22 protein-coding genes are annotated in these 26,379 nt (G+C 71.0%); 16 read left to right on the plus strand and 6 right to left on the minus strand.

Going from position 1 to position 26,379, the window contains the following annotated elements; translation table 11 throughout:
- Positions 1–35 precede the first annotated feature (35 nt).
- Positions 36–1,712 carry a bifunctional tetrahydrofolate synthase/dihydrofolate synthase gene (folC, locus tag BM362_RS35930; protein ID WP_093576173.1) on the plus strand — a complete coding sequence of 559 codons (1,677 nt, stop codon included), beginning with the start codon at positions 36–38 and terminating at the stop codon, positions 1,710–1,712.
- Entirely contained in the window at positions 1,709–2,110 is a 402-nt protein-coding gene (locus BM362_RS35935) for a DUF4233 domain-containing protein (RefSeq protein ID WP_067586163.1), read from the plus strand. Before folC ends, BM362_RS35935 begins: the two co-directional genes overlap by 4 nt.
- A 151-nt stretch (positions 2,111–2,261) precedes the next feature.
- On the opposite strand, the gene BM362_RS35940 is transcribed toward BM362_RS35935, so the two are convergent.
- Entirely contained in the window at positions 2,262–2,546 is a 285-nt protein-coding gene (locus BM362_RS35940) for a VOC family protein (protein WP_244287395.1), read from the minus strand.
- A gap of 136 nt (positions 2,547–2,682) precedes the next feature.
- On the opposite strand from BM362_RS35940, the gene BM362_RS35945 reads away from it, so the two are divergent.
- From BM362_RS35945 to BM362_RS35980, 8 genes are all read left to right on the plus strand, one after another.
- A complete protein-coding gene (locus BM362_RS35945; protein ID WP_093576174.1) occupies positions 2,683–3,159 on the plus strand; it encodes a GNAT family N-acetyltransferase in 477 nt (158 codons plus the stop codon).
- Positions 3,160–3,256: 97 nt separating this feature from the next.
- Entirely contained in the window at positions 3,257–4,816 is a 1,560-nt protein-coding gene (locus BM362_RS35950; protein ID WP_093576175.1) for an alkaline phosphatase D family protein, read from the plus strand.
- Between the two features lie 70 nt (positions 4,817–4,886).
- On the plus strand, positions 4,887–5,297 hold the full coding sequence (gene ndk, locus BM362_RS35955; RefSeq protein WP_020660996.1) for a nucleoside-diphosphate kinase: 411 nt from the start codon (positions 4,887–4,889) through the stop codon (positions 5,295–5,297).
- Between the two features lie 291 nt (positions 5,298–5,588).
- A complete protein-coding gene (locus tag BM362_RS35960) occupies positions 5,589–6,314 on the plus strand; it encodes a maleylpyruvate isomerase family mycothiol-dependent enzyme (RefSeq protein ID WP_093576176.1) in 726 nt (241 codons plus the stop codon).
- Positions 6,315–6,438: 124 nt separating this feature from the next.
- Positions 6,439–9,774, plus strand: a complete 3,336-nt coding sequence (locus tag BM362_RS35965) for a phosphodiester glycosidase family protein (RefSeq protein ID WP_093576177.1) — start codon at positions 6,439–6,441, stop codon at positions 9,772–9,774.
- Positions 9,775–9,899: 125 nt separating this feature from the next.
- Positions 9,900–10,841 (plus strand): ABC transporter ATP-binding protein, encoded by a 942-nt coding sequence (locus BM362_RS35970; RefSeq protein ID WP_093576178.1) that lies wholly within the window; start codon positions 9,900–9,902, stop codon positions 10,839–10,841.
- The gene (locus BM362_RS35975) at positions 10,841–11,644 is read left to right on the plus strand and encodes an ABC transporter permease (protein ID WP_067586175.1); all 804 of its coding nucleotides are present in this window, start codon (positions 10,841–10,843) and stop codon (positions 11,642–11,644) included. Before BM362_RS35970 ends, BM362_RS35975 begins: the two co-directional genes overlap by 1 nt.
- Positions 11,644–12,483 carry an ABC transporter permease gene (locus BM362_RS35980; RefSeq protein ID WP_067586570.1) on the plus strand — a complete coding sequence of 280 codons (840 nt, stop codon included), beginning with the start codon at positions 11,644–11,646 and terminating at the stop codon, positions 12,481–12,483. Before BM362_RS35975 ends, BM362_RS35980 begins: the two co-directional genes overlap by 1 nt.
- A 7-nt stretch (positions 12,484–12,490) precedes the next feature.
- On the opposite strand, the gene BM362_RS35985 is transcribed toward BM362_RS35980, so the two are convergent.
- A complete protein-coding gene (locus tag BM362_RS35985; RefSeq protein ID WP_093576179.1) occupies positions 12,491–13,921 on the minus strand; it encodes a S8 family peptidase in 1,431 nt (476 codons plus the stop codon).
- A gap of 509 nt (positions 13,922–14,430) precedes the next feature.
- On the opposite strand from BM362_RS35985, the gene BM362_RS35990 reads away from it, so the two are divergent.
- From BM362_RS35990 to proB, 5 genes are all read left to right on the plus strand, one after another.
- Positions 14,431–17,874 (plus strand): translation initiation factor IF-2 N-terminal domain-containing protein, encoded by a 3,444-nt coding sequence (locus BM362_RS35990; protein ID WP_093576180.1) that lies wholly within the window; start codon positions 14,431–14,433, stop codon positions 17,872–17,874.
- A 161-nt stretch (positions 17,875–18,035) separates the two neighbouring features.
- The gene (gene rplU, locus BM362_RS35995; protein WP_009081084.1) at positions 18,036–18,350 is read left to right on the plus strand and encodes a 50S ribosomal protein L21; all 315 of its coding nucleotides are present in this window, start codon (positions 18,036–18,038) and stop codon (positions 18,348–18,350) included.
- Between the two features lie 46 nt (positions 18,351–18,396).
- Positions 18,397–18,654 (plus strand): 50S ribosomal protein L27, encoded by a 258-nt coding sequence (rpmA, locus tag BM362_RS36000; protein WP_009081082.1) that lies wholly within the window; start codon positions 18,397–18,399, stop codon positions 18,652–18,654.
- A gap of 167 nt (positions 18,655–18,821) precedes the next feature.
- Positions 18,822–20,345 carry a GTPase ObgE gene (gene obgE, locus BM362_RS36005; RefSeq protein WP_093576181.1) on the plus strand — a complete coding sequence of 508 codons (1,524 nt, stop codon included), beginning with the start codon at positions 18,822–18,824 and terminating at the stop codon, positions 20,343–20,345.
- Positions 20,342–21,448, plus strand: a complete 1,107-nt coding sequence (proB, locus tag BM362_RS36010) for a glutamate 5-kinase (protein WP_067586184.1) — start codon at positions 20,342–20,344, stop codon at positions 21,446–21,448. Before obgE ends, proB begins: the two co-directional genes overlap by 4 nt.
- A gap of 88 nt (positions 21,449–21,536) precedes the next feature.
- On the opposite strand, the gene BM362_RS36015 is transcribed toward proB, so the two are convergent.
- Entirely contained in the window at positions 21,537–22,160 is a 624-nt protein-coding gene (locus tag BM362_RS36015; RefSeq protein WP_067586187.1) for a TetR/AcrR family transcriptional regulator, read from the minus strand.
- 64 nt (positions 22,161–22,224) lie between these two features.
- Here BM362_RS36015 and BM362_RS36020 point away from each other — a divergent pair, with 64 nt between their 5' ends.
- On the plus strand, positions 22,225–23,496 hold the full coding sequence (locus BM362_RS36020) for an FAD-dependent oxidoreductase (RefSeq protein ID WP_244287396.1): 1,272 nt from the start codon (positions 22,225–22,227) through the stop codon (positions 23,494–23,496).
- Between the two features lie 2 nt (positions 23,497–23,498).
- Here the strand turns inward: BM362_RS36020 and BM362_RS36025 are convergent, their stop codons facing one another.
- From BM362_RS36025 to BM362_RS36035, 3 genes are read right to left on the minus strand one after another with little or no spacing between them, the layout of a single operon-like run.
- Entirely contained in the window at positions 23,499–23,975 is a 477-nt protein-coding gene (locus BM362_RS36025; RefSeq protein WP_067586190.1) for a hypothetical protein, read from the minus strand.
- Between the two features lie 28 nt (positions 23,976–24,003).
- Entirely contained in the window at positions 24,004–25,626 is a 1,623-nt protein-coding gene (locus tag BM362_RS36030) for an AMP-binding protein (protein WP_093576182.1), read from the minus strand.
- Positions 25,627–25,639: 13 nt separating this feature from the next.
- A complete protein-coding gene (locus BM362_RS36035) occupies positions 25,640–26,374 on the minus strand; it encodes an SDR family NAD(P)-dependent oxidoreductase (RefSeq protein WP_067586196.1) in 735 nt (244 codons plus the stop codon).
- Positions 26,375–26,379: the final 5 nt, after the last annotated feature.

The raw sequence follows: 26,379 nt of genomic DNA on the forward strand, positions 1-26,379 counted from the left end.
ACCGCGCCGGGACAGCGACTTCAAGGAGTGCACGAGTGCCGCGCGGTGAGGAGCCCGAGGAGACCCGGCGGCCGGATCTCGCCGATCCGGACAGTTTCGCGGGGGTCGACGAACTGGGCGCGCTCGCGCACAGCGACGACGACGATCCCGGCGACGAACTGGAACCGGACCTCGACGCGCCGGACGCGGCCTACACCGTCGGCGGCGGTTCGCGCGGCGGGATCGGCGGCATCGGCCAGCTCGGCGACAACCTGGCGCTCGGCCCGGTGCCGGACCTGCACGCCGAAGAGGGCACTGAGCTGCACGAACTCGACGACGAGGGCGCGCCCGCCGAGTTCGGCGACGAGAACGGCCCGGAGGCCCGCCGCGACCTGATGGCCGCCGAGGCCGAGCTGAACCAGCGCTGGCCGGAGACGAAGCTCGAACCGTCGCTCACCCGGATCCAGGCGCTGATGACGCTGCTCGGCGAGCCCAGCCAGGGCTACCCGGTGGTGCACGTCGCGGGCACCAACGGCAAGGGCTCGGTCGCGCGGATGGTCGATTCGCTGCTGACCCGCATGGGCCTGCGCTCGGGCCGCTACACGAGCCCGCACCTGCAACTGGTCACCGAGCGGATCGCGCTCGACGGCCGTCCGATCTCCGCCGCCCGCTACGCCGAGCTGTACCAGGACATCGCGCCGTACGTGGCGATGGTGGACGGCGCGAGCGAGGACGGCGTGCCGATGAGCAAGTTCGAGGTGCTCACCGGGATGGCGTTCGCGGCGTTCTCCGACGCGCCGGTCGAGGCCGCGGTGGTCGAGGCGGGCATGGGCGGTGCGTGGGACGCGACGAACGTCGCCGATGCCCAGGTCGCGGTCATCACGCCGATCGGGCTGGACCACACCGAATACCTCGGCCCGACCGCGGTCGACGCGGCCGCGGAGAAGGCCGGGATCATCAAGCCGGGGTCGGTCGCGGTGATCGGCGAGCAGGACCCCGAGGTACTGAACGTCCTGCTGAAGCGGACGGTCGAGGTCGACGCCGCGGTGGCGCGCGCGGGCAGCGAGTTCGGCGTGCTGGAACGCGAGGTCGCGGTCGGCGGGCAAATGCTGAAGCTGCAGGGCCTCGGCGGCGTCTACGACGAGATCTTCCTGCCGCTGCACGGCGCGCACCAGGCGGCGAACGCGGCCCTCGCGCTGGCCGCGGTCGAGGCGTTTTTCGGGGCGGGCAAAGACAAACAGCTCGTGGTCGAGGCGGTGCGCGAGGCGTTCGCCGAGGTCGAGAACCCGGGCAGGCTCGAACGCGTGCGGGCCGCCCCGGCGGTGCTGGTCGACGCCGCGCACAACCCGATGGGCGCGCGGGCGCTTGCCACGACGATCACCGACGAGTTCAACTTCCGCCGGCTCGTCGCGGTCGTCGGCGTGCTGGCCGACAAGGACGCGCGCGGCATCCTGGACGCGCTGGAGCCGGTGGTCTCCGACATCGTGGTCACGCGCGGTTCGTCGCCGCGGTCGCTGCCGGTCGAGGACCTGGCCGAACTGGCCGCGTCGATCTTCGGCGAGGACCGCGTGCTCGCCGAAGGCGACCTGGAGACCGCGATCGAGACCGCGATCGGCCTCGTGGAGCAGAACGACGACCCGGAGGAACCGCTCGCGGGCGGCGGCGTGCTGGTGACCGGCTCGGTGGTCACCGCGGGCGACGCGCGCACGCTGTTCGGGAAGGAGCCGGCATGAGCGAGGAAACCCCGGTCAAGCGGCCCGCGAAGGACCCGATGAAGGGCTTCCGCGGCGTCCTGGCGGGCACGCTGATCATGGAGGCGATCACCGTCGCGCTGGCGCTGCCCGTCGTCGCGAAACTCGGCGGCGGCATCACCAGCTTCACCGGCTGGACGGTCATCGCGCTGGCCGTGGTGCTGATCGTGCTGTGCGGAATGCTGAAGCACGTCTGGGCGGTGCCGGTGATCCTGCTGCTGCAGCTGGCGATCATCGGGATCGGCGTCACCCAGCCCGCGATCGCGATCATCGGCATCATCTTCCTGGCCGCGTTCCTGTGGTTCCTGTGGCTGCGCCGCGACGTCGCGCGCCGGATGGCCGCGGGCACGCTGCCGAGCCAGCAGCAGCCGCAGGCTTGAGCCCCGGGCGAGTCCAGCCAGGTCCCGGACGACGCGCTGAAGAACGGATCGCTCGAAGCCGGGGCCGAGGCGCCGGACGAACTCGACGCCCCGCTCCTCGAATGCTTTCCGGATCCCGGCACCGAGCCCGGGTGCTCCCGCGAGGCGCGGCTCAGCGGTAGACGCTGACCTCGACCAGGTTCCGGTCCGGGTCGCGGAAGTACTCGCCGCGGATCGGCCCGGTCGCGCTCGTGCGGTCGACCGGGCCCTCCTCGACCGGCACCCCGTGCACGGCGAGGTCTTCGACCACCCGCTCCAGCGAATCGGCCGTGATCAGGCACAGGTCCGCGCTGCCCGGCGTCGGCCGGTCCGCCTTGGGTTCGACCTCGTGCAGGTTGATCTTGCTGGCGCCGGACGCCAGCGCCTTGCGGCCCGCCCCGAACGTCACCTCGGTCATGCCGAGGACGCGGTGGAGAAATCGACTGTCGCACCGAGGTCGGCGACGGTGAGGACGAGGTGGTCGAGCCGGTCGATCCGCATGGTTTCACCCTGTTCCGATGTAACGGCCGGGCCGCCACGGCGACGGTGCAAGTGTGATCGTGGTGCGCGAGCTGAGCGTGGACAACTGGGCGGAGTGGCGCGACCTCCGGCTGGCGGCGCTGAGCGAGGACCCGGAGGCGTTCAGCTCGAAACTCGCGGACTGGCAAGGCGAAGGCGACACCGAACCGCGCTGGCGGGCGCGGCTGCGCGACGTGTCGCTCAACGTCCTGGCCGACCTCGACGGCGTTCCGGCCGGGATGGTCAGCGCCAACCTGTCCGAACGCGGCGACAAAGCCGATCTGCTGTCGATGTGGGTCGCTCCGCCGGCGCGCGGCAGGGGAGTCGGGGACGCGCTCGTCCGGGCCGTGGTGCGCTGGAGCGAAGGGCGCGGGGCCGCCGAGCTGGCGTTGCGCGTCGCGGGCGGCAACCAGCACGCCATGGCGCTGTACGAACGACACGGGTTTGTGACGCGTCCTGCCCAGGAAGGCCCCTGCGAGCACGAGATGGTCCGGGAAGCACACCGAGCGTGACGACCGGCTGTGAGCTTCCTCCTGACGAGTGAGCCGTTCACCCGGCGGTCAGCCCGAGTTGGCCGCTTGGCCGTGGTCGCCGGATAGAACGGCCGCCATGACCGAAACGACCCCTTCCCGGCGCTCCGTGCTCAAAGCCGGGATCGCCGTCCCCGCGCTCGCCGCGGCAGGCGGGCTGCTGCTGCCCGGCTCCGCCTCGGCGGCCCCGCTCGTCCGCCGCGACCGTCCGGTGCTCGCCCACGGCGTCGCGTCCGGGGACGTGACCACCGGTTCCGGCATCGTGTGGTCGCGGGCCGACCGCCCGGCGCGGCTGATGGTCGAGGTCGCGCGCGACCCGTCGTTCCGGCACGCCCGCCGGGTGCCCGGCCCGTTCGTCACCCCCGCCACCGGCGGCACCGGCAAGGTGCGCGTCGCCGGGCTGGCCCCGGGCACCGAGTACCACTACCGCGTCACCGCCGTGGACCTCGACGGCCGCGGCGCGAGCGAGCCGGTCGCGGGCCGGTTCGCCACCGCGCCGGTCGGCCGCGCGAACACCCGGATCCTGTGGAGCGGCGACGTCGTCGGCCAGAACTACGGCATCAACCCAGGCCTCGGCGGCATGACGATCTTCTCCGCGATGGCCGACCGCCGTCCGGACCTCTTCCTGCACAGCGGCGACACGGTGTACGCCGACGGCCCGCTCACCGAAACCGTGACGCTGCCCGGCGGCGGGGGCACCTGGCACAACATCGTGACGCCGGAGAAGTCGAAGGTCGCCGAAACCCTCGACGAGTACCGCGGCCAGCACGCCTACAACCGGCTCGACGCCAACTTCCGCCGGTTCGCCGCGGAGGTTCCGGCTTGTGTCCAGTGGGATGACCATGAAGTAGTCAATAACTGGTACCCCGGCGAAATCCTGCACGACCGCCCCGAATACACCGAAAAGCGGGCCGGCGTCCTCGCCCGGCGCGCGTTCCAGGCGTTCCACGAATGGCATCCGATCGACCGCCGCCAGGCCGTCGACGGCCGGGTGTACCGGAGCTTCCGCCACGGCAGCCGGGTCGAGGTGTTCGTCCTCGACATGCGCACTTACCGCGACGCCAACACCTCAGACCAGACCAAGCCCGGCCACATCCTCGGCGAGGCGCAGGCCCGCTGGCTGGCCGACGCGCTCCGGCGCAGCACCGCGACCTGGAAGATCGTCCAGGCGGACATGCCGATCGGCCTCGTCGTGCCGGACGGCAAGGACATCGAGGCGGTCGCCAACGGCCTGCCCGGCGCGCCCGGCGGCCGCGAGACCGAACTGGCCTGGGTGCTGCGGCAGATTTCGCGGCACCGCGTGCGCAATGTCGTGTGGCTGACCGCTGACGTGCACTACACCGCCGCGCACCATTATTCGCCCGAGCGCGCCGTGTTCCAGGACTTCGACCCGTTCTGGGAATTCGTCTCCGGCCCGCTCAACGCGGGCGCGTTCGGCCCGAACGAACTCGACCCGACCTTCGGCCCGGAAGCGGTGTTCGTGCACGCCCCGCAGACGCAGAATTCCTCGCCGGTGCAAGGTTTCCAGCACTTCGGGGAATTGAATGTGGACGGTGCCGGCGGCGCGCTGACGGTCGACCTGCGCGACGCGACCGGGGCCTCGCTGTGGTCCAAGACGCTGCAGCCGCAGCGGCGCTGACCGGCCCGGCGGGCGCGTCGGATAGGCTCAGCGCCGAATAACACGAATCCGCACAAGGAGAAATACCGTCGTGACTGAACGCACGCTGGTCCTCGTCAAGCCCGATGGCGTCGCGCGCGGCCTCGTCGGCGAGGTCGTCTCGCGCATCGAGCGCAAGGGCCTGAAGCTGGCCGCGCTGGAACTGCGCACCGTCGAGCGCTCCGTCGCCGAGGAGCACTACGCGGAGCACAAGGAGCGCCCGTTCTTCGGCGACCTGCTGGAGTTCATCACGTCCGGCCCGCTCGTCGCGCTGGCCGTCGAGGGCCCGCGCGCGATCGCCGCGTTCCGCCAGCTCGCCGGCGGCACCGACCCGGTCGAGAAGGCCACCCCGGGCACCCTGCGCGGCGACTTCGCGCTGGAGACCCAGTACAACCTGGTGCACGGTTCGGACTCGCCGGAGTCGGCCGAGCGCGAGCTGAAGCTGTGGTTCCCCGACCTGTGATCCGGCTGAACCGGCATTGACCCTCGCGGACGCCGGGCCGGGACTTCGGTCCCGGCCCGGCGTTCGTGCTTCCCGGGCCAGCTTGTTTCCGGTGCGAGGAACTCAAGGCGGTGCCGCGGTGTGTTTGAGGTGTCTTGCCCAGCCCGAAGGCACCGAGCCGGCTGTTGTCGCGGCCCGGACGCGGGAGTTTGCGGTCCCCCCGCGGGCGGGGATGAGCCGACGCAGCTTGAGCTCCTGGCGTCGGCGGGTAATTCCGGTGCCGGGACCCCGCGCATCGGTTAGCCTCCACCCGTGACCGCCCTGCCGCTGCCGCCGCGCGACTACCTGCCGCACCTCCGTTCGCTCACCGAAGCCTTCGCCGCGGAAGCCGCAGGCGATCTCGGCAACCCGGTCCCGTACTGCGGCGACTGGACCAAGCGCGACCTCGTCACGCATCTGGGCAACGTGCACCGGTGGGCCGCCGGGATCGTCCGGACCGGCGAGCTGAGCAACCAGGAATTCGACGTCTCGCCGGGCGCCGACCTCGTGCCCTGGTACGCCGAGAGCGCCGCCGAGCTGCTGGACGCGCTCGACGCGGCCGATCCCGCCGACTCGTGCTGGGTTTTCGGTGCCGCGGAGAAGACCAAAGCGTTCTGGTTCCGCCGTCAGGCGCACGAAACTGCCGTGCATTTGGTCGACTTGTTCGGCGCACGCGGCGTAGCGGCGCGGCTTGATCCGCTGATCGCGGCCGACGGCGTCCACGAGGTGCTCGGCACGATGCTGCCGCGCGTCGCGCGCTGGAAGCACGAGGTTCCGCTGGCCGCGCCGATCACCTTGCGCACCACCGACACCGGGCACGCGTGGACCGTCGTGCCCGGCGAACCGCCCGAGCTGGGCGAGGGCGAAGCGGTGGCCACCGTCGCGGCGGCCGCGCAGGATTTGCTGGTGCTGCTGTGGAATCGCACCGACGCGCAGCCGGAGATCGCCGGAGACGAGGCCGTCGCGAAGGAGTTCCTCGCCGCGCGCATGACACCCTGAGCGGATAATCCTGCGCCATTCAGGTCCCGTTCACCGCAGGGCCTTCCGGCGGTCGCGCCGATGGATTTGGCTGACCTGAGCCATTGTCGCGATCGTGGGGTACCTGGTGAAAAGATCAAGATCCGTGCTGCTCAGCGCCCTTCTGGTGCTGACGCTGGCCACACCGGCGCAGGCCGGCCCGCTCTCCGCTCCGCTCGGCCCGCCGCCGGTCGAGAGCGCCTCCGCCTTCTCCTCGGCCCGGGAGGCTCCGGCGATCGCCGCGGCGCCCGCCGCCGACGACGGCCTCGAAACCAGCAGCGCCACCAACGCGGTGGCACCTGGTCTGAACCTCACCCAGTTCGACCGCTTCGACCCGAAGGGCTGGATCCGCGGCGACGCGCTGAGCGTCGACCTCACCAGCAAGGTCCTGAAGCCGGCTTACCTCAGCCCGGGCACCGTTTCCGCGCGCACCCCGCTGTCTCAGCAGGTCGCTCGCGCCGGTGCGGTCGCGGGCGTCAACGGCGATTTCTTCGACATCAACGCCTCCGGTGCGCCGCTCGGCGTCGGCATCGACAAGGGCGAGCTGCACAACGCACCCGCGTCCGGCCACAACACCACCGCGGCGATCACCGAGCAGGGTCGCGCGAAGCTCGCCGACATCTTCCTCGAAGCGTCGGTCACGTTGCCGGACGGCCGAGCTGTTCCTGCAACGAACTTCAACAGCCCGGTGCTCGGCAAGGACGCTCTCGGCGTCTACACGCCGCTCTGGGGCGCTTCGGCGCGCGCGACGTCGGTCGCCGGTGCGCAGAAGGTCGTCGAGATCGAGGTCCGCGACGGCGTCGTGACGCAGGTGCGTCCGAATCCCGCAGACGGCCCGATTCCGGCTGGCAGCACGCTGCTGCTCGGCCGGGAAGCTGGCGCGGACGCATTGTCGGCATTGCACATCGGTGACCGCGTGGGCGTTTCGTACGCGCCGCGGACCGACGCGGGCAAGATCGCCGTCGCGGTCGGCGGGAACAAGACGCTGCTGAAGGGCGGGCAGCTCCAGCAGCTCGACGACGTCACCCTCGCCCCGCGTACCGGCGTCGGCTTTTCCGCTGACGGCAAGCGGATGTGGCTCGTCACGGTGGACGGCCGCCAGGCCGACAGCCGCGGGATGACCGAGCTGGAAATGGCCCGGCAGCTGAAGCGGCTCGGTGCCGACGACGCGATCAACCTCGATGGCGGCGGCTCCTCGACCCTGCTCGCGCGTAACGAAGGAGAAGCCGCACCGTCGGTGCGCAACTCGCCTTCGGACGGTGGGGAACGCCTGGTGCCCAACGGCATCGGCTTCGCAACGGTGGCCGGCAGCGGACGGCTGACTGGCTTCGCGCCCGCCCCCGCGCAAGAGGGCGACAACTCGACCCGCGTGCTGTCCGGCCTGAGCCGCGCACTCGTGCCGAACGGCCACGACGAGACAGGTGCCGCGGTGGCGTCGCGCCCGTTCTGGACCACGTCGAATCCGTTCCGCGGCACTGTCACGAAGAACGTTTTCACCGCGCAGCCCGACTTCCTGCATCCGGACGCGCGAGCCGACGTGACGGTGACCGCGCACCAGAACTTCGTGAACGGCCGCACGAAGCTGACCGTGCTGGGCGAGCCGGTCCGCCTTGGCGCGAGCACGAAGCAGGTCGCGCTGTCGGGTGCGGATGCGCGCGGCGAGTTCCAGGTCTACGGCTACGACGCGGACGGTTATGGCGCCTGGATCGAACCGTCGGACGTGAAGCTCGAATACGACCCCGCCGTGGTGAAGATCGAGCCGTCGGGCAAGGGTTTCGCAGTCACCGCGAAGACCGCGTCCGGGGCCACGGCGATCACCGTGCACGCAGGCGGGAAGACCATGCACCTGGCGGCTTCGGTGGGCACCGAAGCCACGGTCGCGGCGCCGCTGGCCGGTCCGGAAGGCTGGTCCGCAACGGTGTATCCGGCCGTCGTCGGCGCCGCGCTTTCCTCGGCAGACGGCCGCAACGGCGGCAAGGGCCTGGCGCTCGACTACCGGCTCACCGGCACCACCGCCACCCGCGCCGCGTATGTCAACGCTGCCGACCCGATCGCGGTTCCGGCTGGCACGCAGAAGATCGGCATGTGGATCAACGGCGACGGCAAGGGGGCCTGGATCCGCGCGGAACTCCGCGACGGCGCCAGCACCGCGTCCATTGTGGATCTTTCGCTGAGCGTCAATTGGACCGGCTGGCGATACGTGACGGCCGCGGTGCCCGCCGGGCTGCCGGACGGGCAGCGCCTCACCCGGTTCTATGCCGTGGAAACCGCGGCGGGCAAACAGTACGAAGGCAGACTGGTGTTCAACGACCTCACCTTCGAGGTCGCCCCGAGCACCTCCGTGCCGCACGATCCGGCTGTCCCGGACCCGGCGCTCGTCACCGACGGCACACTCGGCGAGGGCGGCCTGAAGATCGCGGTCGTCAGCGACGCCCAGTTCACCGCCGACGCCCCGGACGGCCCGCTGGTCGCCCAAGCGCGCCGGGCACTGCGCGAGGCCATTGCCGCGAAACCGGATCTCGTGCTGATCAACGGCGACTTCGTGGATCGCGGCACCGCGCCGGACTTCGTGCTGGCCCGCAAGATCATCACCGAAGAACTGGACGGCCGCGTCCCCTGGTATTACGTCCCCGGCAACCACGAAGCCGAGGGCGGCAACGGCCTGAAAAACTTCCAGGACGCGTTCGGGGAGACGCACCGCGTGGCCGACGTCAACGGCGTGCGGCTGATCCTGATGGACTCGTCGCGCGGCTCCCTGCGCGCGGGCGGATTCGACCAGGTGCGGATGATGCGCGAGGCGCTCGACAACGCGGCGAAGGACCGTTCCGTGCGCGGTGTGGTCGTCGCGATGCACCACCCGGTGAAGGACCCGAGCCCGACCGGCAATTCGCAGCTGGGCGACCGGAAGGAGGCCGAGCTGCTGCAGACGTGGCTGACCGGTTTCGAGGAGAAGTCCGGAAAACCGGCCGCGTCGCTGGCTTCGCACGCGGGAGTGTTCGGCCTGTCGCGTACGGACGGCGTGCCGTACCTGGTGAACGGCAACTCGGGCAAGACCCCCGCCGCGGCCCCCGGCGACGGCGGCTTCGTCGGCTGGACCCTGGTGCGAGTGGACCCCTCGGACCGCGGCCAGCCGGTGCGATTCGAGACGCGCCCGAACGTCGACGCGCTGACGGTGACCGGCCCGGGCACGCTTCCGTGGGGCGGGACCGGGAAGGTGACCGCCACGGTGACCCAGGAGGGCCGGTCGATTCCGGTGACTTACCCGGTGAGCGCCGCGTGGGGTGGTCGCGGGGTGCACCTCGGCAGCTGGCCGCCCGCGCCGTGGGATGTGGTGTCGCTCGACCCGGCCACCGGGACGGCGCGGGGCCTGCGTCCAGGCACGGCGGAAATCTCGGTGACGGTGAACGGGGTGACCCGTTCGGCGCCGGTGACGGTGCGCTGAAGTCCGTGAGGGGGCCCTCACGGACAGCTCGGGTCGCGTCGAGGGAGGGGTCGTGTACCTCTGCCAGTTCCGGTTCTGGGAAACGGGTCGAGAATTGTCGGTCCCTCCCTCTACTGTCGTTCCTCGTGGGAGAGTCGGCATCGGAACCAGCCCTCGTGCAAGCGAAGGCGCTGGTCAAAAGGTTCGGAGAATTCGAGGCAGTCCGCGGCATCGACGTCGAGGTGCGGCCAGGGGAGGCGTTCGGCTTCCTCGGGCCCAACGGCGCCGGGAAGTCGTCGACAATGCGGATGATCGCGTGCGTGTCTCCGCGCACAGACGGCGATCTGCGCGTCCTCGGCATGGACCCCGACGCCGACGGGCCGCGGATCCGCGCGCGCCTTGGCGTGGTGCCGCAGGAGGACAACCTCGACGTGGAGCTCACCGTCCGGCAGAACCTGCACGTCTACGGCCGGTATTTCGGCCTCTCCCGGGCCCGTGTCCGGCAGAAGGCGGTCGAGCTGATGGAGTTCGCGCAGCTGTCCGACCGCGCCGAGAAACCGGTCGATTCGCTCTCCGGCGGCATGAAGCGGCGGCTCACCATCGCCCGGTCGCTGGTCAACGACCCGGAACTGCTGCTGCTCGACGAACCGACCACCGGGCTCGATCCGCAGGCGCGGCACCTGTTGTGGGACCGGCTTTTCCGGCTCAAAGCCCGCGGCACCACGCTCATCGTCACCACCCACTACATGGACGAAGCAGAACAACTCTGCGACCGGCTGGTCGTCATGGACGGGGGCCGGATCGCTGCGGAAGGCTCGCCCGCCGACCTGATCGCGCGGCATTCCACCCGGGAAGTCGTCGAGCTCCGGTTCGCGCCGGGCGAGCAGCAGGACGCGGCCGACCGGCTCGAAGGGCTGGCCGAACGCGTCGAAGTCCTCCCGGACCGGGTGCTGCTGTACACGATGACCGGCGAGGCCACTCTCGAACGCGCGCACGAGCGCGGCCTGCGCCCGTTGTCGAGCCTGGTCCGGCGCAGTTCTCTGGAGGACGTCTTCCTCCGCCTCACCGGCCGGACGTTGGTGGACTGATGACCGCTCCCGCCACCGGCCGCGTCGTCGGCCGGTTCCACGGCGCCTGGCTGCGCGTCGAGGGCTACTGGACCTGGTACCGCAGGCACTGGCTCAGCACGCTCTACTCCACCGGCCTGCAACCGGTCCTGTTCCTCGCCGCGATGGGGCTCGGGTTCGGCTCGCAGGTCAAGGCCGGTCCGGCGACCGGCGGGGTGTCCTACCTCGGGTACGTCGCCCCGGCGCTGCTGGTGGCAGGCGCGGCGCAGCAAGCGGTCAGCGAGTCGAGTTATCCGGTGCTCAGCGGATTCAAATGGCAGAAGGACTATCTGGCCGTCACCGCGACGCCGGTGTCTCCGGGCCAGGTCCTCGGCGGGCACCAGATCTGGACCATGCTGCGGCTCGCCCTTTCCGGCACGGTCTACGCGCTCATCGCGTGGTTGTTCGGCGCCTGGGACAACGCGGGAGCGCTGCTGGTGGTCCTCGTCGGCGTTCTCACCGGCCTCGCCTGCGGATCGCTGATCGCCGCGCTGGCGGCGTGGACCTTCGACGAGGGACAGCGGTTCGGGCTGATTTTCCGGTTCGTCGTCATCCCGATGACCCTGTTCTCCGGCACGTTCTTCCCGATCACCCAATTGCCGCTGTACCTGCGCTGGCTCGCCTGGATTTCCCCGCTGTGGCACGGCACCGAGCTCTCGCGCGCCGCCACGCTCGGCGGGCGGGAGCTGCTCCCGGTGCTCGGGCACCTCGCGTATCTGGCGGCGCTGGTCGCGATCGGCTGGACGATCGCGCACCGCGGCTTCTACCGACGGCTGGTGGCGTGATGACCGACCTGCGAAGCGCCCCCATTCTCCCGCAGCGGCGCGGAATTCTGCTCCGCGTCCTGCCCGCGGGCATGTACAGCGGCCGCGCGACCGCATTGATCGAACGCGCGCTCACTGTCTACGGGCGGTCGTGGACGATCCTCGTGTCCGGCGCGCTTGAGCCGTTGTTCTACTTGCTCGCGTTCCAGGTCGGCTTCGGCAAACTGGTCACCACGGTGCCGGGGCCGGACGGGCAGCCGATGAGCTATGTCGCGTTCGTCGCGCCCGCGCTGCTGGCTTCGTCGGCGATGAACGGCGCGGTTTTCGAATGCACGTACAACCTGTTTTTCAAGCTGCGCTACGCCAAGACGTACGACGCGATGCTGGCGACTCCGGTCGGCCCGCTCGACGTCGCGCTCGGCGAGATCGCGTGGGCGATGATGCGCGGCGGCCTCTATTCGGTCGCGTTCCTGGCGGTCACCGGCGTCATGGGGCTGCTCACGTCCTGGTGGGCGCTGCTGCTCCTGCCCGCCGCGCTGCTCGTGTCGTTCGCGTTCGCGGCCATCAGCATCACGCTGGTCAGCTTCCTGAAGTCGACGTCCCAATTCGACTACATCCAGCTCGTCCTGATGCCGATGTTCCTGTTCTCCACCACGTTCTTCCCGATCACGGTCTACCCGGAAGCGCTGCAGTGGCTGGTCCGCTGCTTCCCGCTCTACCACGGGATCGAGCTGATGCGCGGGCTTTCCGCCGGCATCTTCTCCTGGAGCATGCTGGGCAACCTGGCGTACCTGCTGGCGCTCGCCGCGATCGGGATCTGGGGCGCGACAAGGAGGATCGCGAAACTGCTGCTGACCTGAACGCGGCTCAGCGGGCCGGGCTGGGCAGTCCGGTGTGCGCCGGTGCCACCGCGGACCGGGCGTCGACGAGGCCGTGGCCGTAGAAGCCGTTGTATCCGTCGTAGCCGGAGCAGTAGGCGTCCTGGGCGCCGTCGCCGGTCAGATCGTAGTCGTCCGGGCACGGCATCGGCGTCGCCCGGGAGTCCAGCGCGCGGCGCAGCTCGGCGGCCGTCCACGGGGGATGCACCGACTTGAGCAACGCCAGCACCCCGGCGACGTGCGGCGCCGCCATCGACGTCCCGCACATCGGCGCGTAGCCGCCCGGAACGGTCGAAACCACGCACCGGTCGTCGTCGCCGCCCGGGGCCGTGACATCGACCACACCGAGCCCGTACGAGCTGTAGCCCGACTTCACCCGGTCCGGGCTGATCGCCGAGGCCGTCACCACGTCCCGCAGCCCGGCCGGCAGTGCCTCGCACTTCCCGGCGGCGGACGGCGAACCCGAGCGGCCCGAAGGCGTGAGGTCGACCGCCTCGTTGGTTGCGGCGGCGACGTTCAGCGTGCCCTGGGACGTCGCGTACTCCACGGCTCGCGCCAGCACTTCGTGCACCACGCCGCGGTCGTTGCCGCGCACGCAGGACAGCGACCACGGATTCACGAACCAGCTGCTGTTGGCGATCGGCAGATGCCGCGCCGCCGACCACATGATCCCGCAGACCGCCGCCTCGGGATCGGCGTAGCCGCGATCGTCGATCACCTTCACCGACGCGATCCGCACGCCCGGCGCGACGCCGGTGATGCCCTTGCGGTCGTCGGCCGCGGCGATGATGCCCGCGACGTGGGTGCCGTGCGCCGAGGTCGTCGGCTGCCACGCGGCCGGGCTCGGGTCCGGGACGCCGGTGAGGCAGCCCGCCGAATCGTCCGGGTCGATCGCCGCGGCGAGGTCGGGGTGCTTCGGGTCGACGCCGGAGTCCAGGACGCCGACGACCACCGCGCGGCTGCCTTCGGTGACCTGGTGCGCGGCCGGAGCGCCGATCTGGTTCATGTCCCACTGCCGCGAGGACAGGTCCGCGGCGGGCACTCGCGCCGGGTCGCTGAGCGGGAGTTCGGCCCGCGCGGGCTGGGCCGCGGCGCCCGGTCGTCCGGCGGCCGTGCGGGTGGCTTGCGCGCTGAATGCCCGTTCCGGGCCGAGACGGTCCGCGAACGCCCGATCGGCGGACGTGACGACCGCCACGGAAATCTGCGGATAGTAGCCCGCGAGCTGCCCGCAGCCCGCGCTCGTCTGCTGGCGGGCGGAAGATTCCGGGGTTCCGCGGTCGAACGCGACGACGTAGCGCACCGCCCGGCCGCCGGAGGCGCATCCGGGGCTCGCGACGGCGGCGGGGGAGACCGCGGCGCAGCCGGCGAGGACCAGGACAGAGCACACGGCCGCCCGCAGCGGCCGCGCCAGCACAGACACCGGACCTCCCACCGCGCGCGGGGCTATGCCGGGCGCCCGCGCGAGCGCCCGAGCCCGCACGCTAACCACCCCGGGCCCGGCGCGACAAGCGATGCGCGGAAGTTCGCCCGGGCGCATGATCGCGGCACGCCCGGGCGCCAGCCGAGGGGCACCGACTACACCGGGTGTCCCCCCGGGTGTGGGATACTCGCGTTGGCCGCTGCGCCGACGGGCATCCCGCTCGCGTCGTGAGCGGCCCGGAGGAGTGCCGGACCGGCACCACGCGCGTCGCCCCCGGGAGGCCGGGCCAAGGTCGATGTCGTGGCGGGTGGCCCGGGGGTCGCGAGCAGGCCGGCACCCCGCCGAGCAGACCAGGAACCGAGCGGCCGCCGACCGGCGGACCGCACGGCTGCCAGCAGGATTCCCGCCGCTGGTCACCACCACGGCGGGCACGGAACAGAAAGGGCCCCTGCGCGGCCGCGTCACCACCGGTGCGAACCGGCTGACGCGCCCGGGGGCGGAGGAGACATATGTCGAACGCGGACACACCCGCCGATCAGACCGGCGGGAATACCGTCGCACCCACGACCAGCAGGCTGGGCGAGCTGCCGCCGCGCATCCGCGTGCACGCGCTGGCCAAGCTGCTCGGCCTGAGCAGCCGCGACCTGCTCGGCAAGCTCGCCGAGCTGGGGGAAAGCCCCCGCAGCGCCCAGTCGAGCGTGACCAAGGAGGTCGCGCACCGCGTCGCGGTCATCCTCGACGCGGAGACCGCCGAAGCCGCCGGGCAGGGCCCGGCCGCGGCCGAGCCGGAGGCCGCCGCCGGGAACAAAGCCGCCGAGCAGACCGGCGCGACCGCCGGAGCCCAGGACAGCGAGGAAGCCCCGGAAGCCACCCAGGGCACCGCCGCGCAGACCCCCGAATCCTCGGAAGCCGTCGCACGGGATGCTGCTTCGCGCGAAACCGCCGCTCCGGAAGCGGTCGCCGCGCCGGGCGCTGGGGCTTCGGACACCGCCACCCCGGAAACCGGTGCTGAGCAGGGCGCTGGGGCTTCGGACACTGCCGCTCCGGAAGCGGTCGCCGCGCCGGGTGCTGGGGCTTCGGACACTGCCACCCCGGAAACCGGTGCTGAGCAGGGCGCTGGGGCTTCGGACACTGCCGTCCCGGAAGCGGTCGCCGCGCCGGGGACTGGGGCTTCGGACACTGCCGTCCCGGAAGCGGTCGCCGCACCAGGCGCTGGGGCCTCAGACACCGCCACCCCGAAAACCGGTGCTGAGCAGGGCACTGCCTCGGAAGCCGCTTCGCGGGACGCGGCCCCGGCCCGTCCGTTCTCCGCCGAATCCGCCGAGCCGGAAGCCGCTCGGGAAACCGGCGAGAAGCGCACCCGCACCCGTCGCGCCCGCCGGGCCGTCGCGCCCGCGATCCCGGCCGAACAGCAGGAAACCGAGCAGGCCGCCCCGGCCCGCGGCCCCGTGCACGTGCCGGTCTTCGCCGCGCCCTCGCCGGTCTTCCTGCCGCCCGAGCCCGCGCAGCAGTCGCGTACCAAGCCCGAGCCGGTGTTCGGTGCCGGCGAGGCTCCCGCGCAGGCCGAGCGTCCTGACCGCACCGCCGAAACCGCCGAGGAGGACACCTCCGACGAGACCCGCGACGAGCGTTCCGACGAGGACGGAGACGACGCGGGCGGCCGTCGCCGGCGCCGTCGCGGCCGTCGTGGCCGCGGCCGGGGCAAGGGCGGCGACGAGGCCCAGTCCGAGAACGAGGACGAAACCTCCGAGGGCCAGCACGACCAGCAGGCCAAGGACAGCAAAGACGCCAAAGACACCAAGGACAAGACCGCGAAGCCGGACGAGACGGGCGACGCCGACGCGGAGTCCGACGACGACTCCGAGTCCGACGGCGGCAGCAAGCGCCGCCGCCGTCGCCGCCGCCGCAAGGGCGGGGACGACGACGGGGCCGACACGAACGGCACCGACGACCCGCCGAACACCGTCACGCACGTCCGCCAGGCCAAGGCCGCCGAGACCGAGCGCCCGGCGCGCGACGAGGTGCGCAGCGTCCGCGGTTCCACCCGGCTGGAGGCCAAGCGCCAGCGCCGCCGCGACGGCCGCGAAGCGGGTCGCCGCCGCGCCCCGATCCTGTCCGAGGCCGAGTTCCTCGCCCGCCGCGAGTCGGTCGAGCGCACCATGGTCGTCGCCGAGAAGGGCGAGTCCACGCAGATCGCGGTGCTCGAGGACGGCGTGCTGGTCGAGCACTTCCTGACGTCTTCGGGCACCGGTTCGATCGTCGGCAACGTCTACCTCGGCCGCGTCCAGAACGTGCTGCCCAGCATGGAGGCCGCGTTCATCGACATCGGCCGCGGCCGCAACGCCGTGCTCTACGCGGGCGAGGTCGACTGGGATTCGGCCGGGCTGGAGGGCAAGGCGCGCAAGATCGAGCAGGCGCTCTCCACCGGCGACAGCGTCCTGGTGCAGGTCACCAAGGACCCGGTCGGGCACAAGGGCGCCCGGCTGACCACGCAGATCTCGCTGCCCGGCCGGTTCCTCGTCTACGTCCCCGCGGGCGGGGCCACCGGCATCTCCCGCAAGCTGCCGGAGAACGAGCGGCGCAGGCTCAAGGACATCCTCAAGCGGATCGTCCCGGAGGACGCGGGCGTCATCATCCGCACCGCCTCGGAGGGCATCGGCGAGGACGAGCTGGGCCGCGACGTCGACCGCCTCAAGGCGCAGTGGGACGTCATCAAGGAGAAGGCCGCCGCCGCTTCCGGCAAAAAGGGCAACGCGCCGACCATGCTCTACGAGGAGCCGGACCTGCTGGTCAAGGTCGTGCGCGATCTGTTCACCGAGGACTTCGTCAAGCTGGAAGTCCAGGGCGGCCGGTCCTGGGACACCATCAACGACTACGTCCAGCACGTCGCGCCCGACCTCGCCGACCGGCTCAAGCGCTACACCGGCACCGGCGACGCGTTCGCCGACCACCGGATCGACGAGCAGATCACCAAGGCGCTCGATCGCAAGGTCTGGCTGCCCTCGGGCGGCTACCTGGTCATCGACCGCACCGAGGCGATGACCGTCATCGACGTCAACACCGGCAAGTTCACCGGCTCGGGCGGCAACCTCGAGGAGACGGTGACCCGCAACAACCTGGAGTCGGCGGAGGAGATCGTCCGCCAGCTGCGGCTGCGGGACATCGGCGGCATCATCGTCATCGACTTCATCGACATGGTGCTCGAGTCCAACCGCGAGCTGGTGCTGCGCAGGCTCACCGAATGCCTGGGCCGCGACCGCACGCGCCACCAGGTGGCCGAGGTCACGTCGCTGGGCCTGGTGCAGATGACGCGCAAGAAGATCGGCACCGGGCTGCTTGAGGCGTTCTCCACGCCGTGCGAGCACTGCAAGGGCCGCGGCGTCGTCGTGTCCACCGAACCGCAGCGCACCGGCGGCGGCAACGGGAACGGCCACAACGGCGGCGGCAATGGGCACAACGGCCACAGCCACGGCGGCGGCGACACCAAGAGCTCGCGGCGCTCCCGCGGCCGCGGCAAGGGCGAGGAGCAGCAGCACCACGAGCCCAAGCCGGAGCAGCCCGCCCCGGCGCCGACCCCGGAACAGCGCGAGTCGGTCGTGTCGGCGGTGCAGGCCATGGCCAACGCGTCCAAGGCGAAGCACGAGCACCCCGATACGGAAGCCGCTGAGGGGAAGGAGCGGGAAACAGCCGAGCAGGCCGCCGCTCCGGACAAGACCGAGGACAAGACCGAGGACAAGGCGGAGGCCCCGGCCCCCGTCCAGCAGCCGGAAGCGAAGCAGCCGGAGCCCGCGGCCAGCCAGGCCGCGCCGGAGGCGGACGCCCCGGAGGCGGACGCGGGAGAAGAACCCGAGGTCGACGTCCCGGCCCCGGCCGTGCGCAGCACCCGGCGCCGTCCGCGCCGCACCGCTTCGCGTCCGGCAGGGCCGCCGGTGAAGGCTTCGGACCAGAGTTGATCCACCACGGGTACCCCGGGTGCAGCAGCGCCCGGGGCCTCCCGTAACCTGTAGTACGGCTCATCGCAAGCATGAGCCGCTGCGCGAGCACCTGGACCGCCCCCGGGCGGGCCGGCCGCGCCAGCCCCCTAACCCATTGTCGAGTAATGCAGGAGACTTCCGTGTCGGCGTACGCGATCGTCAAGACCGGTGGCAAGCAGTACAAGGTTGCCGTCGGCGACGTCGTCGAGGTCGAGAAGCTCGAGGGCGAGCCGGGCACCGAGCACACCTTCCCCGCCGTGCTGTTCGTGGACGGTGGCGAGGTCACCACGGACGCCGACGCGTTGGCGAAGGTCTCGGTCACCGGCAAGGTCGTCGAGCAGACCAAGGGTCCGAAGATCCGGATCCACAAGTTCAAGAACAAGACCGGCTACCACAAGCGCCAGGGTCACCGGCAGAAGCTGACCCGCGTCGAGGTCACCGGCATCTCCAAGTAGTTCTTCGGATCTTCGAGACTGAAGCTTTCAAGAAGGGGCATGAGCGATGGCTCACAAGAAGGGTGCGTCCAGCTCCCGCAACGGTCGTGATTCGAACGCCCAGCGACTGGGCGTCAAGCGCTTCGGCGGCCAGGAGGTGAACGCGGGCGAGATCCTGATCCGCCAGCGTGGCACCAAGTTCCACCCCGGTGTGAACGTCGGCCGCGGCGGCGACGACACGCTGTTCGCGCTCGCCGCCGGTGCGGTCGAGTTCGGCTCGAAGCGCGGCCGCAAGACGGTCAACATCGTGCCGGTCGAAGCCTGATCTTCGGCGCGAGCTTTTGGGCGACGTGTGTCCGCGGAATACGCGGACCACGTCGCTCGCTTATGTCACCCGGGGGCCGAGCCCCCGGACCCCCACGGTGCGGCCGCTGGCAGACCCAGCGTGGTCCGCACCGTTTTGTCGTTTCGTGAGTGAAGTGAGGCAAGCCCATGGCGTCCCGGTTCGTGGACCGCGCGGTCATCCATCTGACCGCCGGGGACGGGGGAAACGGCTGTGCCTCGGTGCACCGCGAAAAGTTCAAGCCGCTCGGCGGCCCGGACGGCGGCAACGGAGGCAACGGCGGTGACGTCACCCTCCTCGTCGACGCCAACGTGCACACCCTCCTCGACTTCCACTTCCGCCCGCACGCCCGCGCAGGCAACGGCAAAATGGGCATGGGCAGCAACCGCAACGGCGCCGCCGGCGAGGGCCTGGAGATGAAGGTCCCGCCGGGCACCGTCGTGTTCACTGAGGACGGCGAACTCGTCGCGGACCTCACCAACCCCGGCACCCGGTTCGTCGCCGCCCAAGGCGGTCGCGGCGGGCTCGGCAACGCCGCGCTCGCCTCCAAGGCCCGCAAAGCGCCGGGGTTCGCGCTGCTCGGCGAGCCCGGCGAGAGCCGGAACCTCGTGCTGGAGCTGCGTTCGGTCGCCGACGTCGGCCTGCTCGGCTTCCCGTCCGCGGGCAAGTCGTCGCTGATTTCCGTGCTGTCCGCCGCGAAGCCGAAGATCGCCGACTACCCGTTCACCACGCTCGTGCCGAACCTCGGCGTGATCACCGCCGGCTCGTCGGTCTTCACGATGGCCGACGTGCCGGGCCTGATCCCGGGCGCGTCCGAGGGGCGCGGGCTCGGCCTGGACTTCCTGCGCCACATCGAACGCTGCGCCGTGCTGGTGCACGTGGTCGACTGCGCGACGCTGGAGCCGGGCCGCGATCCGCTGTCCGATGTGGACGCTCTCGAAGCGGAGCTGGCCCGCTACACGCCGGGGCTGGGCGGCAAGCTCGAAGAACGCCCGCGCGTGGTGGTGCTGAACAAGATCGACATCCCGGAAGCGGCCGAGCTGGCCGAGTTCGTGCGCCCCGACCTGGAGGCGCGCGGGCTGCGGGTGTTCGAGGTCTCGACCGCGTCGCGCAAGGGCCTGAAGGAGCTGAGCTTCGCGCTGGCGGAGGTCGTCGAGGCCTACCGCGAGGCGCAGCCGGTGCTGGAGCCGGAGAAGATCGTGCTGCACCCGCTCGCGATCGACGACAGCGGGTTCACCGTCGAACGCGATCCGGAGGAAGAAGGCGGGTTCATCGTCCGCGGTTCGCGCCCGGAGCGGTGGATCCGGCAGACGAACTTCGCCAACGACGAGGCCGTCGGCTACCTCGCGGACCGGCTCAACCGGCTCGGCGTCGAGGAAGCCCTCGCGAAGAACGGCGCCCGCCCGGGCAGCCCGGTCACCATCGGCGACATCCAGTTCGAATGGCAGCCCTCCACGCCGGGCGTGGCGGTGCACCTGTCCGGCCGCGGCACGGACGTCCGGCTGGAGCGCACCGACCGCGTCGGCGCGTCCGAGCGCAAGGAAGCCCGCCGGATCCGCCGCGACGGCACCGGCGAGGACGAGGACTTGGTCGAAGAGGAGACCGCCCCGTCTGTCGACGCTGAGCTGGATGACGTGTGGAAAGACGAGGAGCAGGCGGAGCGCGACCGGTGAGCGGCACGCGGCACGCGATCGCGGAAGCTCGCCGGCTGGTCGTCAAGGTCGGTTCCTCGGCACTGACGACCGCGGGCAGCGGGCTGGACGTCGCGCGGCTCGACGCCTTGGTGGATGCCATCGCGGATCGCGTGGCCCGCGACGCGCAGATCGTCCTCGTGTCCTCGGGCGCGATCGGTGCCGGGCTCGCGCCGTTGAAGCTGGGCAAGCGCCCGCGCGACCTGGCCACTCAGCAGGCCGCGGCGAGCGTCGGACAGCTCGCGCTGGCGCACGCGTACGCGGAATCGTTCGGCCGCTACTGCCTGACCGTCGGCCAGGTGCTGCTCACTTCCGACGATGTCGTCCGCCGCTCGCACTACCGCAACGCGCAGCGCACGTTCTCCCGGCTGCTCGCGCTCGGCGCGGTGCCGGTCGTGAACGAGAACGACACCGTTGCCACGCAAGAGATCCGCTTCGGCGACAACGACCGGCTCGCCGCGCTCGTGGCGCACCTCGTCGGTGCCGACGCGCTCGTCCTGCTGTCCGATGTGGACGGTCTGTACGACGGCGACCCGCGCGACGGCGCGACCCGCAAGATCACCGAGGTGCGCGGCGAGTCCGATGTGGAGGGCATCGCGGTCGGAATGTCGTCCTCGGGTCTCGGCACCGGCGGCATGGTCTCGAAACTTTCCGCCGCGCGCACCGCGGCCGGCGCCGGAATCCCGGTGCTGCTGGCCGCTGCCGCCGACGCCGGGGACGCGCTGCGCGAGGCGAACGTCGGCACCGCGTTCGCGCCCGCTGACACCCGGCTGTCCGCCCGCCGCTTCTGGCTCGGGTATGCCGCCGACACCTCCGGCCGCCTCCGCCTGGACGACGGCGCGGTGCGGGCGATCCTGCGCCGCCGGTCGCTGCTGGCGGCCGGAATCACTGGTTGGGACGGGGATTTCGAGGCCGGAGATGTCGTCGATCTGGTGGATTCGGCGGACGTGCCGGTGGCGCGCGGGGTGGTCGGGTTCGATGCGGGGGAGCTGCCTGGGTTGATCGGGCGGTCCAGCCATGAGGTCCCGGTGGAACACCGCCGGGAGGTCGTCCACGCCGACGATCTCGTACCGCTGCGCCGCTAAGAAGCCCGGCACCGAAGATCCCGCCCGAACCGATTCGCGGACCTGAGGGCAGGGCGAGCCGGCCCGGCTCAAGCCTGTGGCATTGCCGCTAAGACCCCGAGAGATGCCGAGCCACGCGAGCCAGCTGCTCCGCGTAGTACTCCACAAAGGACTCTGCCGACGGATCCTCCCCGGTGAGCGCTTCCGCGATCCGGGGGAGCGACGTCGGCGCGCTCGCCGCCGCCATCAGCATCAGCAGCAACGTCTCCGGGTCCACATCGGACGGGAAGTCGCCCGCTTCCTGCCGGGCCCGCATGTACTTGAGCTGACCCCGCAGGAACTCCCGCTGCGACTCCGCCGCCGCCTCGTCCGGGGTGCCCTCGGCCATGTTCTCCCGCAGGAACAACCGGGCCTGGTCTTGGTCGGAGAGCCCGCTCCTGGCGAAATCCGCGAGCACGTCCGCGAGCGGACGGTCCGGCGTGGTCATCGCGGAGAACCCGGCGAACGGTTCGCTCGCGACCTCCGCGTACAGGCCTTCCTTGCCGCCGAAGTAATACGAGATCAGCTGCTTGTTCACTCCGGCGCGCTGCGCGATGTCGCTGACCCGCGCGGCCGCGTACCCCTTGCTGCCGAACTCGGCCTTGGCCGCCTCGAAAATGCGGGCCTTCGTGCGTTCGGGATCGCGCTGACGCTCACCGGGGCGCGGCGCGCGGCGCGGGGTGGTCTCGGACACCTGCGCAGCCTAACCGACGCATTAATCATCCAAAAGGTTGACGCAATCATCCTTGTGGATAATTATGGAGACCGACCGAGAGGGGATGACCGTGAACAAGATCAAGGTGGCGGTGGTAGGCGGCGGCACCGGCGGGTTGTGCCTGGCGCACGGCCTGGCGCGGGCCGGAGTCGAGGTGGCGGTGTACGAGCGCAGCCGCACCCGGACCGAGCGCTTGCAGGGCTACCGCGTGCACATCGCGCCGATGGGCTCCGCCGCACTGCACGAGTGCTTGCCGGCCGAGGCGTGGGAGCGCTTCCTCGCAACGACGGGGGAGAGCAAGGGCGTGTTCGGATTCGTCACCGAGCAGATGCGCGAACTGGCGGTTCTCGATGCTCCGCCGAGCGGCGATCCGGCCGCCGCACACCATTCGGCGAGCCGGATCTCGATGCACCAGGTGCTGTCGTCCGGATTGGACGACGTCCTGTGGCACGGCAAGGAATTCGTGCGCTACGAGACCGGCCCGAAGGGCGTCGGCCTGCACTTCGCGGACGGCACCACCGCCGAGGCGGACCTGGTCGTCGGCGCGGACGGAGCGAATTCCCGGGTCCGTGCGCAACTGCTGCCGCACGCGAAGCGGGCGGACACCGGGATCCGCACCGTCATCGGCAAGTTCCCGCTGAACGCCGAGTCCGTCCGGCAGCTCCCGGAACGGCTGGCGACCGCCCCGACGTACGTGCTGCCGCCGGCGGGCAGCGGGATGTTCACCGCGCCGCACGAGTTTCCGGCGGCTTCGGCCAACGACGAGTCCGCGGCCCTCGACCCGGTCCTGTTCGACAACACCGGCAGCTACGTGATGTGGTCCTACGGAGCGAAAGCCGGGCTGTTCCCCGGCGATCTCGCCGAATTGGCCGCTCCCGCGCTCCGGTCGCTGATGCTGGAGCGGATCCGCGGCTGGCATCCGGCGTTCAGCCGGCTGGTGCGGGACTCGCCGGACGGCACGGTGAGCATGCTGCCGATCCGCACGTCGGTGCCGGTCCGCGAGTGGGAGCCCGGTCCGGTCACCCTGCTCGGCGATGCCGTGCACAGCATGACGCCGTTTCGCGGCATCGGCGCGAACATCGCCCTGCGCGACGCACAAGTGTTGTGCCGCAACCTTTCCCGCGGCGGCGACGTGACCGCTGCGGTCGCCGACTACGAGCGGCAGATGCGGAAGTACGCGTACCCGCAAGTGCGTGGTTCGCTGCGCAGCGCCGGGCAGTTCGTGACGGAAAGCCGGTTCAGCCGCAGGGCGATGCGCGCGTCGATGACCGTGCTGGGGGCGGGCCTTTCGCTGCGGCGGAAGCTGCGCGGCTGACGTCAGCCCGCGCCGTACCAGCGCCCGCCCGGCGGCATGGCGTACTCCTTGTACAGCAGAGCTGCCAGGGTTTGCCAGCCGGTTTCGTCCGCGGTGTAGGTCTGGCCGCCCGGCGCGATCAGCACGGCCTGGCCGCTCGCGTCGGCGACCAGCGAGATCGACACGCGGAATTCGTCGTAGTCGTGCCGCACCAGCCAACGCCGCCCGATCGTGAACCGGCGGCGCGCGGTGACCGGATAACGCACGTCGACGTCGGAGACGCCGGTGCCGACGGTCGTCCACAGCGGGGTGACGCGGAGCCCGGCCAGGTGCACGAGCTGCGGTTTCCCGCCGTCCGGTTCGAAGCGGTAGTACGGACGCCTGCGCCACTGCTCCCAGCGCAGCCGCCGCCGTTCGCGGCGGATCGGGCCGCGCAGCCGGGACAGCGCCTCCTCGACCAGCGCGAGGGCGCGGGCGTAATCGGGATCGTCGCGGGACACGAGATCCTCCCTTCTCTCGCGCCCGAAGCTACTGAACCGGCCGGGGACCGGTCCCGCTCTCCTTGTCCACCAGCGTGCGGAGCTGGAACTTCTGGATTTTGCCGCTGGCGGTCCGGGGGAGTTCCGGAAACAGTTCCACGCGCTCCGGCCAGTACTGCTTGGCGACGCCCTTCTCGGCGAGAAAGCCGCGCAGCTTCTCCAGGTCCAGGTGGGCGCCGGGGTTCAGCACAAGGCAGGCGCAAGCGCGTTCCTGAAGTCGCGGATCGGGGACCGCGACCACGGCGACCGCTTCGACGTCCGGGTGTTCGTAAAGGACGTTCTCCACGTACGCGACCGGGATGTTCTCGCCGCCGCGGATGATCACGTCCTTGGTGCGGCCGGCGATGCGGAGGTAGCCGTCGGCGTCGATGGTCGCGAGATCGCCGGTGTCGAACCAATCGCCGGTGAAACTCTCGCGGGCCAGTTCGAGCCGTTCCGCGTAGCCGGCGAACAGGAACGGCCCGGCGACCTGCAGCCGGCCTTCGGCGCCTGGCGGCAATTCGGTCCCGTCCGCGTCGACGGTCCGGATCCGCATCCCCGGCCACGGATAGCCGTCGGTGTCGATCAGCTTGTCGTCCGGATCGCCGGGGATGCCGAGCGTGACCAGCGCGTCCTCGCTCTGTCCCCAGCCGCCGAGCACGACCAGACCGGGCAGCTTCCGCCGTGCCTGCCGCACGAGCGCGCGGGGGATCGGTGCGCCCATGCAGCAGAACCGTTGCAGGGAACTGAGATCGTGGTCGGCGAGGTTCGGCGCGGACAGCAGATCGTGCAGGAACGGCGTGGCGGCGGAGGTGTAGGTGATGCCGTGTTCGGCGACCAGTTCCACGAATCGCGCGGCATCCCATACGTCCTGCAGCACGCAGGTCGCGCCGTTCTGCACGCCGAGCCTCGCGCCGTAAAGGAAACCGGTGAGATGCGCGAGCGTCGACGCCATGTGCAGGACGCTGTCGGAAGTGATGCCGAGCCGGTCGGGGAGCGGGTTGTTCGCGGCGACGGCCGTGTTGTGCGTGTGCATCACGCCCTTGGGCTCGCCGGTGGTGCCGGAGGTGAAGATCAGCAGGGTGACGTCGTTGGGATCAGGCCGCCACGACGGCAGCTCCCGCCGCTCTTCCCAGGGCGTCGCGGCGAACTCGTCCCAGGACGACCCGACCACCAGCACGTGCTCCAGTTCCGGCCACCGCGGACGGAGCCGCTCCGCCATCGCCGGGTAGTCGAAACCGCGGAATTCCCGCGGCACCACCAGGACTTTCGACTTCGCGAGCGCGACCATGAAGCCGACCTCGCGGTCGCGATAGATCGGGATGAGCGGATTGCTGACCGCGCCGATCCGGCTCGCCGCGTAGTGCACGACGATCCACTCGATCCGGTTCGGCAGCTGGAAAGACACGACGTCGCCGGGCCGGACGCCCAGTTCCAGCAGCCCGAGCGCGCACCGGTCGACCTCCCGTTTGAGCTGGCCGAACGTGACGCTGCGCCGCGAATCGACGAACGCGGTCTTGTCCGGCGTGGCCGCCGCGGCGTCGTCGAGGTAGTCGGTGATGATGCGGTTGACCCAGTACCCGGCGCGGGTGTGGGCCTCGATCGTCTCGTCGTTGAGAATCGTCGCGAACATGGCGGGCTCCGGGTCAGCTCATGGTGAGGCCGCCGCTGACGCTGACGGTCTGGCCGGTGACGTAGGCGGCCTCGTCGGAGGCCAGGAAGGCGACCACGTTCGCGATGTCGGACGGCTGCGCGAGCCGCCGGAACGGGATGGCTTTCGTCAGTGCTTCGCGCAGCTTCGGGTTGTCGCCGCCGAGCGAGGCGAACAACGCGGTGTCCGCGGGGCCAGGACAGACGACGTTGGCGTTGACCGTGTTGCGGGCCAATTCCCGGGCGATCGACTTCGTGAACGCGATGACGCCGCCCTTCGCCGCCGAGTACACCGCCTCGCCCGACGAGCCGACGCGACCGGCATCGGACGCGATGGTGACCACGGAGCCGAAACCCTGCTCGACCATCACCGGCAGCACCTCGCGGCAGGTATTGAGCACACCGTAGAGGTTGATCTGCACGACGCGGTCCCAATCGGCGCGATCGGATTCCACGAACGGGCCCGCCTTGTCCCAGCCTGCGTTGTTGACCAGCGCATCGATCCGGCCGAACTGCGCGCGAACCTGCTCGACCGCGGCGGCGACGGACTCGGGGGAGGTGACGTCGGTCTGGACGCCGAGCCCGCCGATCGCGGCCGCGGTTTCCTTCGCGGTGGTCTCGTTGATGTCGCTGACCACGACGGTCGCGCCCTCGGCGGCCAGCTTCTCGGCGATGCCGCGGCCGATTCCCTGGCCCGCGCCGGTGACGATGATTACTTTGTCTTTCAGCATGGTTT

The sequence above is a fragment of the Amycolatopsis rubida genome (assembly GCF_900115345.1).
In the GTDB taxonomy this organism is placed as follows: Bacteria; Actinomycetota; Actinomycetes; order Mycobacteriales; family Pseudonocardiaceae; genus Amycolatopsis; species Amycolatopsis rubida.

What these genes read in the sequence shown, in the direction of transcription:
- BM362_RS35935 (WP_067586163.1), top strand. Translation starts at nt 1,709, where the DNA reads ATGAGCGAGGAAACCCCGGTCAAGCGGCCCGCGAAGGACCCGATGAAG.
- BM362_RS35940 (WP_244287395.1), bottom strand. Translation starts at nt 2,546, where the DNA reads ATGACCGAGGTGACGTTCGGGGCGGGCCGCAAGGCGCTGGCGTCCGGC.
- BM362_RS35950 (WP_093576175.1), top strand. Translation starts at nt 3,257, where the DNA reads ATGACCGAAACGACCCCTTCCCGGCGCTCCGTGCTCAAAGCCGGGATC.
- BM362_RS35975 (WP_067586175.1), top strand. Translation starts at nt 10,841, where the DNA reads ATGACCGCTCCCGCCACCGGCCGCGTCGTCGGCCGGTTCCACGGCGCC.
- BM362_RS35980 (WP_067586570.1), top strand. Translation starts at nt 11,644, where the DNA reads ATGACCGACCTGCGAAGCGCCCCCATTCTCCCGCAGCGGCGCGGAATT.
- BM362_RS35990 (WP_093576180.1), top strand. Translation starts at nt 14,431, where the DNA reads ATGTCGAACGCGGACACACCCGCCGATCAGACCGGCGGGAATACCGTC.
- rpmA (WP_009081082.1), top strand. Translation starts at nt 18,397, where the DNA reads ATGGCTCACAAGAAGGGTGCGTCCAGCTCCCGCAACGGTCGTGATTCG.
- obgE (WP_093576181.1), top strand. Translation starts at nt 18,822, where the DNA reads ATGGCGTCCCGGTTCGTGGACCGCGCGGTCATCCATCTGACCGCCGGG.
- BM362_RS36020 (WP_244287396.1), top strand. Translation starts at nt 22,225, where the DNA reads ATGGAGACCGACCGAGAGGGGATGACCGTGAACAAGATCAAGGTGGCG.
- BM362_RS36030 (WP_093576182.1), bottom strand. Translation starts at nt 25,626, where the DNA reads ATGTTCGCGACGATTCTCAACGACGAGACGATCGAGGCCCACACCCGC.
- BM362_RS36035 (WP_067586196.1), bottom strand. Translation starts at nt 26,374, where the DNA reads ATGCTGAAAGACAAAGTAATCATCGTCACCGGCGCGGGCCAGGGAATC.